The organism is Methanobrevibacter sp., assembly GCF_017431965.1.
In the GTDB taxonomy this organism is placed as follows: Archaea; Methanobacteriota; Methanobacteria; order Methanobacteriales; family Methanobacteriaceae; genus Methanocatella.
Window position 1 is genome coordinate 42133 of sequence record NZ_JAFRKB010000025.1, and the last position, 13779, is coordinate 55911.

The 13779-nt window shown below is 34.4% G+C and carries 14 protein-coding genes; 4 read left to right on the forward strand and 10 right to left on the reverse strand.

Translation table 11 applies throughout. The annotated features are described in order from the left end of the window. Window positions 1-10: 10 nt before the first annotated feature. Window positions 11-415 carry a secondary thiamine-phosphate synthase enzyme YjbQ gene (locus IJI93_RS02515; RefSeq protein ID WP_292819555.1) on the reverse strand — a complete coding sequence of 135 codons (405 nt, stop codon included), beginning with the start codon at window positions 413-415 and terminating at the stop codon, window positions 11-13. Window positions 416-469: 54 nt separating this feature from the next. Next, window positions 470-2218: a nitrous oxide reductase family maturation protein NosD gene (locus IJI93_RS02520; RefSeq protein WP_292819434.1), complete on the reverse strand. Its 1749-nt coding sequence runs from the start codon at window positions 2216-2218 to the stop codon at window positions 470-472. A gap of 412 nt (window positions 2219-2630) precedes the next feature. On the opposite strand from IJI93_RS02520, the gene IJI93_RS02525 reads away from it, so the two are divergent. Beyond that, the gene (locus tag IJI93_RS02525; protein ID WP_292819438.1) at window positions 2631-6101 is read left to right on the forward strand and encodes a right-handed parallel beta-helix repeat-containing protein; all 3471 of its coding nucleotides are present in this window, start codon (window positions 2631-2633) and stop codon (window positions 6099-6101) included. 89 nt (window positions 6102-6190) lie between these two features. Here IJI93_RS02525 and IJI93_RS02530 read toward each other — a convergent pair whose 3' ends face one another. The 6 genes from IJI93_RS02530 to IJI93_RS02555 all read right to left on the reverse strand — a co-directional run bounded on the left by IJI93_RS02530 (window position 6191) and on the right by IJI93_RS02555 (window position 9273). Next, window positions 6191-6415 carry a hypothetical protein gene (locus IJI93_RS02530; protein WP_292819441.1) on the reverse strand — a complete coding sequence of 75 codons (225 nt, stop codon included), beginning with the start codon at window positions 6413-6415 and terminating at the stop codon, window positions 6191-6193. An 8-nt stretch (window positions 6416-6423) separates the two neighbouring features. After that, complete coding sequence (rpiA, locus tag IJI93_RS02535) at window positions 6424-7110, reverse strand: ribose-5-phosphate isomerase RpiA (RefSeq protein ID WP_292819444.1); 687 nt, start codon at window positions 7108-7110, stop codon at window positions 6424-6426. Continuing rightward, window positions 7110-7547: a UPF0179 family protein gene (locus IJI93_RS02540; protein ID WP_292819447.1), complete on the reverse strand. Its 438-nt coding sequence runs from the start codon at window positions 7545-7547 to the stop codon at window positions 7110-7112. Before IJI93_RS02540 ends, rpiA begins: the two co-directional genes overlap by 1 nt. After that, window positions 7547-8590 (reverse strand): NAD(P)-dependent glycerol-1-phosphate dehydrogenase, encoded by a 1044-nt coding sequence (locus IJI93_RS02545; RefSeq protein ID WP_292819450.1) that lies wholly within the window; start codon window positions 8588-8590, stop codon window positions 7547-7549. Before IJI93_RS02545 ends, IJI93_RS02540 begins: the two co-directional genes overlap by 1 nt. 124 nt (window positions 8591-8714) lie before the next feature. Beyond that, window positions 8715-8984 carry a hypothetical protein gene (locus IJI93_RS02550; protein ID WP_292819453.1) on the reverse strand — a complete coding sequence of 90 codons (270 nt, stop codon included), beginning with the start codon at window positions 8982-8984 and terminating at the stop codon, window positions 8715-8717. A 1-nt stretch (window position 8985) separates the two neighbouring features. Then, window positions 8986-9273, reverse strand: coding sequence for a hypothetical protein (locus IJI93_RS02555; RefSeq protein ID WP_292819456.1), 288 nt, complete (start codon window positions 9271-9273; stop codon window positions 8986-8988). A 121-nt stretch (window positions 9274-9394) separates the two neighbouring features. On the opposite strand from IJI93_RS02555, the gene proS reads away from it, so the two are divergent. Genes proS through thiD form a run of 3 tightly spaced genes read left to right on the forward strand, consistent with a single transcriptional unit; the run spans window position 9395 to window position 12217 of the window. Beyond that, on the forward strand, window positions 9395-10798 hold the full coding sequence (gene proS / locus IJI93_RS02560; protein ID WP_292819459.1) for a proline--tRNA ligase: 1404 nt from the start codon (window positions 9395-9397) through the stop codon (window positions 10796-10798). A gap of 9 nt (window positions 10799-10807) precedes the next feature. Then, the gene (gene cofC / locus IJI93_RS02565; RefSeq protein ID WP_292819462.1) at window positions 10808-11482 is read left to right on the forward strand and encodes a 2-phospho-L-lactate guanylyltransferase; all 675 of its coding nucleotides are present in this window, start codon (window positions 10808-10810) and stop codon (window positions 11480-11482) included. Then, window positions 11483-12217: a bifunctional hydroxymethylpyrimidine kinase/phosphomethylpyrimidine kinase gene (gene thiD / locus IJI93_RS02570; RefSeq protein ID WP_292819465.1), complete on the forward strand. Its 735-nt coding sequence runs from the start codon at window positions 11483-11485 to the stop codon at window positions 12215-12217. Here the strand turns inward: thiD and IJI93_RS02575 are convergent, their stop codons facing one another. Together IJI93_RS02575 and IJI93_RS02580 are read right to left on the reverse strand one after the other, a co-directional pair. Next, the gene (locus IJI93_RS02575) at window positions 12218-12970 is read right to left on the reverse strand and encodes an ABC transporter ATP-binding protein (protein WP_292819468.1); all 753 of its coding nucleotides are present in this window, start codon (window positions 12968-12970) and stop codon (window positions 12218-12220) included. It lies immediately after the preceding gene. 9 nt (window positions 12971-12979) lie between these two features. Beyond that, window positions 12980-13729 carry an ABC transporter permease gene (locus IJI93_RS02580; protein ID WP_292819471.1) on the reverse strand — a complete coding sequence of 250 codons (750 nt, stop codon included), beginning with the start codon at window positions 13727-13729 and terminating at the stop codon, window positions 12980-12982. Between the last annotated feature and the right edge of the window lie 50 nt (window positions 13730-13779).

Below are 13779 nucleotides of genomic sequence, written 5' to 3' on the forward strand. Positions count from 1 at the left end.
ATCTTTGCAATTATTCACCAACCATTGTCAAAGTTATTGTTCTTTGATGTCTTGGCCCATCTAATTCTATGAAAAAAATGGATTGCCAAGTGCCCAAATCAAGTTTTGAATTTTTTATTGGCAGACATTCACTTGAAGAAAGTAAAAATGATTTCAGATGTGACTTTGCATTATCGTCAATTCTGTCATGCTGATAGCTGAATTTATCTGAAACCAAATCATTAAGAATTAACTCCAAATCACTCAATAAACCAGACTCATTTTCATTTACGACAATTGCTGAAGTTGAATGTCTTGAAAAAATGGAGATTATCCCTTCATCAATATCAATTAGCTCATTAATTTTAGAGGTTATATCAATGATTTCAAAGTTTTTATTAGTATCAATTTTAAAAGAATAAGATTTGACTGTCATTGATACCATATTTGTTAAAACATGTATAAATAAAAAAAAAGAAAAAGAGAAATTTTAATCGAATTTAATTCTACGTTTATACCCAAAAATCAGACAACCCAATAGAGCAACTATACTCAAAACGACAAGTCCTGAAGTATCAGTAACCTTATTGGACTTTTTGGATTCAGGTATTACTTCATAGGATTTTCCTTCTTCAGATACTTCACCACTGTTTGAATCTCCTGCATTCACATTTCCATTTGTCTGAGCATCTTCACCCATATCGGATGAATCCTGATAACTTCCAGATGCATTTGTTCCAAATGCATTTGAATTATCATTTGTGGAAAAGTGTGCGCTATCGGAAGTTCCATTTACAGGGTTTGAATTGCCTTTACTTTGAGATACATCATCAGTTGAATTGATTTGAATTTCCGGATTGGTAGATCCTGATGCACCGTTTTCTCCTTCAGTTGTGTCAGTTGTTTGGGAATCCTGGTTATCATCTTTTTCTCCGGCAGCAGTTTTATAGGCATACTTAACTGGAGTTCCACCGACCATCACCTCAACCTCATATTCAGTATCCGGATCCAAATTAGCATCTATAATAGCTTTACCATTAACGAATTTTGCGGTATATTGATTTCCATTAACTGATACTTTTGTATCGAAAGTTCCAAATTCTTTAACTTCATTGCCATTAGTATCATACATTTGAAGGCCGATACCATTTTTAACAGATATTGTTCCCATCTTCATGATTCCGGCAAAAAGCATTGGACATACGAAAGTATTTTCATCATCAGTTGAATCAAACCAGTTATCTCCTAATTTAAATTCAGGAAGCTCCGGATTATTTTTAGCCTGATAACCCTCATTATGAGCTAGAACGTTATATTGTACTTCCAATCTAGAAGGACTATTCTTTTTTGAAGTTTTAAAGTCCGGACCGAACAATAATCCGTTTCCACTTTCAAAAGCGCCCAATTCATAACTGGTGTCAATTCTGTTATATGTGAATGAATTTGCATTGATAACATCATAAGTTGATTGGGAATCAATGTAGATGCCGTTTGGATTTTCATAAGCTGAATTATGTTTGATCATATTCCCTGTGGAAACATCAAACAAGGAAATTCCATTAAAGGCATTGTGATGAACTGTGTTATTTGTTATATTACAATAATATATGTTGGAAGTTTCAATTCCAGACCTTACATTATATGACGCAGTATTATTTGAAATTAAAGAATTTTTAACATTTTGAAGTTGAATTCCATTAATCTCCGCATTTGAAACGTTATTTCCTAAAACATTAACTGCATTTGAATTTTTAACTAAAACACAATTTTTTCCACCGGCAATAACATTATCTTCTATTGTGGTATTATCTGATGAATCAACAACAATGCCGTAATCACAACCAGAAGAGATAATTGTAATTCCTGACAATACACTTCCACTGCTTTTTGGAGTAAAGTAAAATCCGAATGTGCTAGTTATCCCTAAATTTTTTGCTTTATCAGAAAGTTGATTGGATGCATGGACAACAGAATTCTTTTTTGAAACGATATTCAGCGTTTTATCAACAACCAAAGATATATCCTGATAATCCTTACTTGTAAACTCAAAGGTATCTCCATCCATTGCATTATCAAACATATACTGGATATCATCATTTGACAAATCGGAAGTGATTTGATAAACAGTATTGTCCGAAGCAATTGTGCTGTCCTCATGCACAGCATCTGTTGCACTTACTGCGGACATTAGGAATAAACTAATTAAACATGTGAATAAAACAGCTATTTTTTTATTCATATTATTTACCACGACTATACTTTATTAATTTAGTTCAATACAATTACAAATTGATTGTACCATCAAATATGAAAATTTTTATTATCGATAAAAAAATCGACAACAATTAAGAGTTAATTACCTTTAAAAAAGTAACGATATGACCAAATATATTCATATTGATTATAAGTTTATATTTAGTGATAGTTTATATATAAAGTTTATTACTATTTTGAAAAAATAACAATGCAAATTACTTTATATTCCATTATAATATTAATAACAATGTTATATCAAGAAATTAAAACATTTTAATTTAAATAGAATAAAAAATACAATATAAACTATATTGCTTATCGATTATTTTTTACATTTTAACAAAGCAATGAAAAATGAATAAAGAGGGAAAAAAATGAATAAAAAGGGCTTAATAATGGCTATATTACTACTATTTATTGTAATTTTAAGTGTAAGCTCAGTATCTGCAGAAGATACAGCATATGCCAATTCATTACAAGAAGCTGATGATATAGCAACAATAAGTGAAACCAACGAAAGTACATCCTCTTCAGAACAAACCGTTCCTATTGGCTCAGATAGTGATGCTATCCAATCAATAATCAATGGTTTAAGCGATGGAGATACATTAACTTTCGAAACAGGAGAATATAAAGACATTTGTATTTATGTCAACAAAAGCATTACAATAAACGGAAACGGTGCGACATTAATAGGATATGACAATCCTTCCAAAAACAACACCCCTTCAATTATCTGGAATCCTACTTCAAGCGGTGGATATGCAATAGGTAACCTCGCAACATTATATGTTGTGAATGCAAATAATGTCGTTATCCACGGATTGACTGTTGTTGGAGGAGAAAACAGCTCAGCCACATACTCCAACGCATTGGTTTATGCGACAAAATCCAACAGTTTAATCTTTGAAAACAATACCCTTGACGGATCATCCTGGGGATTATACCTACAATATTGTAATGATGGAATTATTTCAGAAAATACCATTCAAAATCAGGCCGTTACCGGCTTGCTGAATTTTGGTTCAGCTAGAACCATTATTGAAAAAAATACATTTATTAATGCTGCAAACCATGGTATTGATGTAAGACACGGAACCGGACCTAACGTTCAAGTTATCAACAATACAGTAATCGGTTCCAAAGAAGGTATCTACTTAATGCACTCAAAAGGACACAGCGCATACAATAACACATTAATCAACTGTACAATCAGTTCCATAAGCTGTTACGGTTCATCCAATATTGATATCAGAGACAACAAAATGCAAAAATCAAGAATAGGAGTATTATTAGGTGGAGGATACACAAACATTACTATCGGAGAAAACCAATTCAGCTTAGATAACCTACCATTCCCACCTACATTCGTATACTATGTCGCTGAAGCAAAAAGCGACTATCAAAATGCGGAAGATATAATGGGTACTTTCAGTGACAGTACCTCAAACAGTCCTAATTATATAGCATACACCGAAATTGAAGCACCTGCAGACATTTCTATCGACTACAACACAATAATGAAAAAAACAGGAACTCAATTTACCGTTCCTGAAGAGTATACCAATGATCAAATCCAAACTATGCTTGAAGCAATGGAAGATGGAGACAGCATTATCTTTTATAAAAATGCAGTTTATACCAATATTTCAATTTATACCGATAAAAACATTAAAATATTCGGTAATAATGCAACATTAATAGGATTTGACAATATTGACTTAAATAATGTACCAGAAAAAGTCAGAGCATCCACAACAAGTGGAGGTTATGCAATTGCATACCGTTCAGTATTATACGTCATTAACACTACTGGAGCTGTTGTTACCGGATTAAACATCCAAGCTCAATATCCTGGATATGACACCACAAAAGTAGGCGCAAACACTGACGAATATAAGACATCTGGAATTTATGCATCCGAGAATAAAAATTTAGTAATCACCGGATGTGACGTTACTGGTGCATCCTGGGGTATTTTCGGACAATACTCTTCAAATAGCATTATTAGCAGAAACAATGTCCATGACATATATACAACCGGTATTATGAACTTCGGTTCTCCTAATGCAATTATTGTAGAAAATAACATTACCGATGCCGTAAACCACGGTATTGACACCAGACACGGAACCGGACCAAATGTTACAATTGCATTTAACACCATTTCCGGTGCAAAAGAAGGTATCTACTTAATGCACTCAAAAGGACACACTGTCTACAACAACACTGTTTTAAATTCAAAAATAAGTGGAATTACAGCTTACGGATCTGGAAATGAAAAAATATTTAACAACTCAATTTCCGGAAGCAGAATCGGTATATTGATGGGCGGAGGATACTACAACGTAACCGTTGGTGAAAATTCATACAATTTAAACTTCTTACCATTCCCACCTACATTTGTAACATACCTCGCTAGAGCAGAAAGTATGTATCAAACAGCAGATGATGTAATGAGAACTTACTCTGATAAAGAACTTGTTACCATCGATGTTGACGATGTGGACACTTTACCTCATACCGGCCAACTTGACTTCACATTAATTGACCAAAATGGTAAAAAGCTAGAAAATACCGAAGTTACTGTAGATATTGATACTCTTAATTCCACCGTTGTCAAAACAGATGACGAAGGTAGTGTAAGTATTCCTTTAGACTTAGATTTAGGCGAATACGTTGCAACAATTACTTATGCGGGCAGTGACAATTATGGAGAAACCAGTGCAACCGCATTTATCTCAGTTGTTGAAACAATCAAAACAAAAACCGAAATTACTGCTGAAGACATTGCTGTTGAATATAACAGTGCCGGCGAATTAATTGCTACATTAACCAACAAAGAAAATGGCGTAGCCATTAAAGGTGCTAACTTACGTTTCTATGTAAATGATGCAAAAACAACTGTAAAAACAGACAAAGAAGGTAAAGCAGCACTATCCCTCAACGGATTAACTCCAGACACATACAAAGCAACAATCGTATACGAAGGAAACAGCAAATATAAAGCAGCAACCACAACCGTACAAGTCACTATAGAAAAAGCAACAACAGTTATTTCCGCTGAAGACATTATTGTTGAATATAACAGTGACGGCGAATTAGTTGCTACACTAACCAACAATGCAACCGGTAAAGCAATTACAAGTGCTAATGTACGTATTTACTTAAACGATGTAAAAACAACTGTAAAAACAGACAAAGAAGGTAAAGCAGCACTATTCCTCAACGGATTAACTCCAGACACATACGAAGCAACAATCGTATACGAAGGAAACAGCAAATATGAAGCAACAACCACAACCGTACAAGTCACTATAACTAAAGCAACAACAATTGCTTCAGGAATTTATGACACAGAAACCAATGAGATGGTTGTTACAGTAACTAACGCTGCAACAGGAGCAGCCATTAAAAGTGCTAATGTTGTATTTACTTTAAATGGTGTAAAAACTACTGTAAAAACAGACAAAGATGGTCAAGCTAGACTTTCACTCGGTGATGTGGATCCAAACAGCTTTACTGCCGCATTCTCATATGGTGGAAACAGCAAATATCTCAAATCAACTGGAAAAATAAGTGCAGTAGTAAATAAAACAACAACAATTATTTCCACTGTCTATGATAAAGAAAACGATGAAGTAGTAAGTACTTTAACAAACGCTGCAACCGGCGCGGCCATTAAAGGCGCTACAGTCGTATTTAATGTAGATGGTGCAAAAGTTAGTTATAAAACAGACGCTTCAGGTCAAGTTAAATATTCAACTGCAGACTTAAGTCCGGATGTGCACTCTGTTGCTAGCTCCTATGGTGGAAACAGCAAATACGCTGGATCAAATATAAGCATAAATATTGTTAAAATCTAAAGGGGATTCATCTCTCCTTTAACTTTTTTTATTTTTTTTGATATCCAATAATTAAAATTTTACAGGTTCTATTTTTAAAAAAAATAAGTTTAGTAAGCATTTTTTCTGCTTACTGCGGTATAAATAATGAATATACCGACTAAAATCAAAACTATTTGTGGAAATATTGCAAAGAATATGGCTGGAATAACACCCAATTCTGCAAGTAACCACAATACGCCATAGATAACTATTAAAACACCGAATAAAATAGCTATCTTATAACCAATATCTTTTAAGTCATAAAAAGGAAACATACCATTTGGAATAGGCATCCTATCACCTACAATTCTTTAGTGCCATCTTCAGTTCCTACAATGACCCTATCAACCATCTGTGAAAATATTCCATTTTCAACTACGCCCGGAATTGAATTTAAATCAATTTCCAAATGTGCAGGGGATTCAATTTCATCAAATTTGGCATCAATGACAAAGTTGCCGTTATCAGTGATGACCGGCCCGTCCTTTCTTTGAGCCATCCTTATTTCACACTCGGCACCCATATCCTCTAGTGCTTGAATGACCACTCTTGATGCATCAGGCAAAACTTCAACAGGCACTGGGAATGTTCCGAGTGAATCAACACATTTTGATTCATCGACAATTACTATAAACTCTTTTGCGGCGTAATCGACAATTTTTTCTTTAGTGTGGGCAGCTCCTCCCCCTTTAATCAAATTGAACTGAGGGTCCACTTCATCTGCCCCATCAACAGACAGGTCAATGTCATGTTCTTCCAAAGTAGTGATTGGAATATTCCATTTTTTTGCAATCAATAATGACTGGAATGAAGTTGGAATACCTAAAACATTAATTCCCTCATCACGGATTCTCATACCTACTTTTTCAATGAAATAATGAGTAGTAGAACCTGTACCAAGCCCTAAAACCATTCCATCTTTTACATATTCAGCGGCTTTATAACCTGCATTTTTTTTACTAGAATCATTGCTACTGGCATTTTTCATTATATCACAAATCCTAAAGTAAGTTTATTAAGCTTATAACCTTTTTTACATTCCTCTTTATGTTTTCCATTATTCTCTAAAACAATGCATTTATCATTTTCCAAAAGCCCCTCAGGGAAGCAGAAATCATGAAAATCGCATTTTTCATCACAGTCTAAAGGAGTATATGTAAAAGTTGAACCTTCAAAAATACTTTTTGAATCGGTTAAAATATCAATTTTTGCCCTGTCAATTTCAACAGGAATAACTACTCCTCCTGAGTGGATTGGGCATTTCTGTTCGTTATCCTTAATATCAACAACGACATATTTCCTGTTTATTTCCAAGTTTCCAACACAAGATGATTTAAACCTGCAGCTTTCACAATCTTCAGCAGGACCTAAAAAAACGAATTCCTGACCTTTTTTAGCCAAATCCTTTCCTATTAATGTAATCATTAAATCACCTCTGTCCTATGGGCAAGCTCATATGCCGCCTCTTTTGAAATTCCATTATCTCCTAGAATTGTATATCTTTCAGGCCTGATTTCATGGGCCATCATCAGCGCTTCGATAATATCCTCCTCGGCAATATTCAATTCCTTTGCAGTAGTTGGAGCTTGAACCGCTTTAAGTGCATTTCTAATAGCTTTCCAATCTCCTCCATGGAGATACATCATCATTATTGTTCCAATACCGCATTGTTCACCATGCAAAGCTGACTTTTCAAGAATCTTATCCAATGCATGAGAGAATAAATGTTCAGATCCGCTGGCAGGTCTGGATGATCCTGCAATACTGATAGCCATCCCTCCACTGAACAAGGATTTCATGACTATGCGTGCACTAGGCTCGAGATTAGGTTTAATGTTGGCAATATTATCAGTAATCAAATGAGCTGACATTATTGATAATGCCGCTGCTGACTCACTAAATGATTCATTTTTTAATCTGTGTGCTAATTCCCAATCCTTAATGGCTGTGAAATTGGCAATTAAATCTGCACAACCTGCAGCCAACAATCTGAATGGGGACTGTGCGAGAATTTCAGAATCCGCAATGACTGCAATCGGAGAGTGTGCATTAACTGATATGGAAGTATTAGGATTTTTTATTGATGCCATAGGAGATACAATACCGTCATGAGAAGCGGTAGTCGGCATGGATACAAAATATACGCCTTGATTAAATGAAGATAATTTAGCCACATCAATAACTTTCCCGCCACCAATACCTAAAACTGTAGTATCCGGTGTGATCAATTCTTCAACTTCAGAAATTGACTCTTGTGATGCATTGTCAACTTTAATTACATCATATTCAATATTATCTCTTTCAAGGCTTTCTATTGCTGGAACTGCACCTACATCATATGTATGAGAACCAGTAACAATTAAAATCTTATTATCTAAATGTAAAGATTTGCAGATTTCACCAGTATCCTTAATAATGCCCGGATCAATGTAAACTTCACGCGGCATTTGTATTTTCCTATTACTCATAATATCTCCTAAAATTAAATTATACATTAATATATATGTTAGGGATAATTATAAATAACTTTCTTAAAAATTTTTATTAAAAAAAATAGATGATAATGAGAAATTATTCCCAATATCTAAAAAACTATAAACCCATCGCTTCAAGCATGGATTGAACACCTAAAACAATTATTGCCACACCACCGAATATTTCAATATAATCCGCATACTTAATGGCAATTTTTGTTCCGAAATTACCAATCAATAACCATATAATAACTGCAATAATACTCAATCCGCCTAAAATATATGGGTCTACATGTGCAACGGCACCCTGTGAAGCTAAAATAAGGTTTTCAATGTTTCCAAAAATAATTAATCCTGTAAATGGAACATACGGTTTTAAATCAATCATCTTATTCACTTCCTTTAGTTGACCTAATATGTCTTACAGCATCACGAATAGCTATAATACCCAATATTACAATAGCAAGGCCGCCAATAAATGTGATGTAATTTGCATATTGTATAGCTATCTCTGTTGCAACGGTCCCAATAAATAGCCATATAATAACTGCAATAATACTCAATCCACCTAAAACTTTAGCATCCACACCTTGAACAACACCCTGTGAAGCTAAAATAAGGTTTTCAATGTTTCCAAAAATAATTAATCCTACAAAAGGTAAAAATTCTTCTAACAAGTTATCACCAATAATAAATTTAAATTTTTTAATATAAATAATATGCTAAAAAAGATATCGAATAGATTTAATACTGATTAAAAACAGATAATTTAATATTATAAAAATTATTTTAGGTGATATGGTGGAAAATTTTGACGAATGGTTTCATGATATTTTAGAAGAAGCAAACATTACTGATTCAAGATATCCTATTAAGGGAATGGCTATTTGGATGCCATACGGTTTTCAAATAAGAAAATACACAATGGAAATAATAAAAAAATTATTGGATAAGGACCATGAAGAAGTATTGTTTCCAATGCTTATTCCTGAAACTGAACTTGCAAAAGAAGGAATTCATGTAAAAGGGTTTGAAGATGAGGTATACTGGATTACAAAAGGCGGTCAGACTGAATTAAATGAACAGCTGGCATTACGACCAACAAGCGAAACCGCAATGTATCCTATGTATGCTTTATGGATTAGATCACACATCGACCTTCCAATAAAATATTATCAGATAGTAAACACTTTCAGATATGAAACAAAACACACCAGACCCCTAATCCGTGTTCGTGAAATTACCACATTCAAGGAAGCTCATACTGCCCATGCAACTAAAGAGGAATCTGATGAACAGATTCAGGATTTTATTGCTATTTATAAGGAATTCTTTGATGATTTGGGAATCCCTTATCTAATTTCAAAAAGGCCTGAATGGGACAAGTTCCCGGGTGCCGACTACACCATGGCTTTTGATGTAATCATGCCTAACGGCAAAACCCTGCAAGTTGGTACAATACACAATTTAGGCCAAACATTCGCAAAAACCTTTGACATTAAATTTGAAGACAAAGATGGTCAGCACAAATTTGTCTATCAAACCTGTGCAGGAGTATCAGACAGGGTTATCGCCTCTGTTATTTCCGTGCATGGAGAGGAGAAAGGATTACGCCTTCCACCTAAAGTATCCCCTAACCAAGTTACAATCATCCCAATTCTATTTAAAAAAGGAAAAGAGGAAGTTCTAGCCAAATGTGATGAAATTAAATCACAATTAGAGGCAAAAAGTTTGAGAGTTAACATTGACGATAGAGACATCAGACCAGGCAAGAAATTCTATGACTGGGAATTGAAAGGAACTCCAGTTAAACTCGAGCTTGGCCCAAGAGATTTGGAAAACAATATTACAATAGCTATGAGAAGAGATGAAGGAGAGAAAATAGAATTGTCCCTTGATGATGCACTTGCAGACAATGTTGTTGAACTATTAAACAAAACTGCAGAAAATCTCCGCGATTGCGCATGGGACTTCCAGAAAGAACATGTCAAATTCACAGAAAGCCTTGATGAAATTCCAGAACTTGTTGAAGCTGGAAATGTGGTTAAATTCCTATGGTGCGGAGACGAAGCAGTCGGAAAAGAGATTGAAGAAAAAACAGGTTATGATATCCTAGGTATTCAGGAAGAGGTATCCGAAGGAAAATGCATAGGCAGCGGAAGAGATGCCAAATACATTGCCCTGATAGCTAAAACTTACTAAGTGATTTAAATGGATGAAATATATGCAATAATTCCAGTTTCAAAGTTTAAAAATGCAAAAACTCGTCTATCTCCATTCTTATCAGAAGAGGAAAGAGAAAAACTATTAAAAGTAATGCTTCAGGATGTAACCGACACTTTGAAAAAACATGTGGATAAAATTTTCATCATAAGCAGAGATGAAGACGTATTGAGCTATGCGGAAAGCCTAAACTTGAATACCATTCTTGAAGATGACAATTCCAATTTGAATAAGGCATTGAAACAGGCCATGAAATATTGCAAAGGAAAGGCAAAAAAAGTCATCATTGTTCCATCAGACATTCCTTTGATTGGAAAAACCAATTTGAAAATGCTTATTGATGCATCAAAAAGCCTGGATTTCATCATTGTGCCATCAAAAGGTGGCGGAACTAATTTGATAATAATGAAGCCCTTGGCAATTCATACCCGATTTGAAGGTTTCAGCTATAAGGAGCATGTAAAAGCCGCTGAAAGGAAAAAATTAAATCCGCAGGTTCATGATTCATTTTTCATGGCATTGGATGTTAATACCGCTCAAGATTTGGGCGAAATAATGATACATGGTGAAAAAACCCATACCAGAAAATACTTAAAGGAACTTAAAGTTAACGTTGAACCTTTCAGAGGGTCTGAAAGACTGAAAGTTACAAGAGCTGATTAAATGATTGTCATGAGCATTGCAGGTGTTGACCCGTCAGCAGGTGCAGGCGTTTTAACCGATATAAAGACATTCCAGGCAATTGGCGTTTATGGAACCGGAATTGTTACTGCACTGACTGCCCAAAATCCTTATAAATTCTTTTCAACATTGCCTATTGATGAAGAATACATATCCGAGCAGATAGATTCTGTTTTGGATGCCTATGAAGTGGAGTTTATAAAAACAGGAATGTTATATTCTCCTGAAATAATTAAACTAATTTCAAAAAAGATTAAGGAATATAATCTAAAAGCGGTTGTTGATCCAGTTATGGTGGCAACATCCGGTGGAGATTTGACAAAACATGATCTGGCTGAATCCTTAAATAAATATCTGCTCCCAAAAGCAATTTTAACAACACCAAATATTACAGAAGCTGAAAGATTAACTGATTTTGAAATTAAAACCGCTGAAGATGCAATCAAAGCATCCAAAAAAATTGTCTGCAACAATATCATTACCGGCGGACACCTAGATGGAATAAATACCATCAATATTGAGGGTAATGTTAAAATCAAAAAACAAGAATTGATAAAGACTGATAATTTACATGGAACCGGTTGCAATTTATCTGCAGCAATTGTAGCTTATCTTGCAAAGGGAAATACTTTAGAAGATTCTATCTTAAAATCACTTGATTATGTCTATGAAAGCATAAAAAATGGAAATTATGGGACATTAATAGCTAAACTGTAACTATTGGCCCATATCTAATTTGCTGACAATGGAATCCTGAAGAGCTATAAATTCTTTTGATTCCCTTTTTCTTGGTCTTTCTATACCAACTTCAATAATTTCGGCAATTCTGCCAGGATTTCTATCAAGAATTACAATCTTATCAGCCAAAAAGACCGCTTCATCAACATCGTGAGTTACAAAAACAATCGTATTTTCAAATCTTTTCCAAACTCCAATCAGCTGTTCTTGAAGCTTGTGTCTATTTTGCATATCCACTGCAGAAAACGGCTCATCCATGAGCAAAATTGGTGAATGGTTTAACAAGGATCTGATAATTGCAACCCTTTGCTTCATACCACCTGAAAGTTCATGAGGATAGCTATCCTTAAACTCTATTAAACCAACACTTGTAAGATATCTCTCAGCGGCAGCAACATTTTCTTCCTTTGATCCTTGTTTTGTCATTTCCAAACCAAAAGTTACATTCTGCAAAACAGTTAACCAAGGGAATAGTGAATATTGTTGGAAAATCACTGCCCTGTCTCCTGATGGTTTTTTAACAACCTCACCATTAGCAATTATTTCACCGGAGGTAGGATGTTCCAGGCCAGCTATTAAACGTAGAAGTGTTGTTTTACCGCAGCCGGATGGGCCTAAAAGACAAATCAGTTCCCCATCATTAATAGTTAAATTAATATCCTCCAAAACAGATAGCTTTTCTGTTTTTTTACTTACAAAGGATTTATTAATATTTTTAATTTCTATTGACATTTAACACACCTACCAAAATATCCTGTCTTGAGCTTTTGTAAATACAAAGTCAAAAGCAAGACCTATTAAACCTATTACAAGCATACCTACAACTGTGGTACCTGTATCAAAGAGGTTTGTTGCAGTTAAAATCATATAACCTAAACCGCTGCTTGAGCCGATCATCTCTGCTGAAATTGTACACATCAAAGCAATTCCAATACCTACTTTTAAACCGGAAACTATATATGGAAATGTAGACGGTACCACTACACGTTTTAAGACGTTCCAATCATTAGCGCCTAAAGTCTGGGCAGATTCTACTAAAACCTTATCGGTTCTCTTCACACCATCAATAGTATATACCAAAATAGGGAACACGCATCCCATGAATATGATGAATACCGCAGGAACTGTTCCTATTCCAAACCATAAAATTGAAAATGGAATCCATGCAACCGGTGGAATCGGTCTTAAAACACTGATTACAAAAGTACATAAATCTTCCAGAGTCTTATACCATCCAAGTAAAATTCCTAAAGGGATAGCGACTACAGACGCTAGAATCAAACCTGAAAATACTTTAAATAATGTATCTATTGTGTTTGTAAGAAGCTTTCCATTTTGAATTACCACCAATGCTGAGTTTACCACATCAACAGGACTTGGCAATATATATGAAGAAAATAACTCTATACCATCAGTTATAAAATACCAAAATAAGATTATCAGAATTGGTAAAATTAATGGAATGAATTTATTCTTATAATTATCAAACATTTAATCACTTAATAAAAATTTTTATACATTAATAAATAGGTTATCATCAT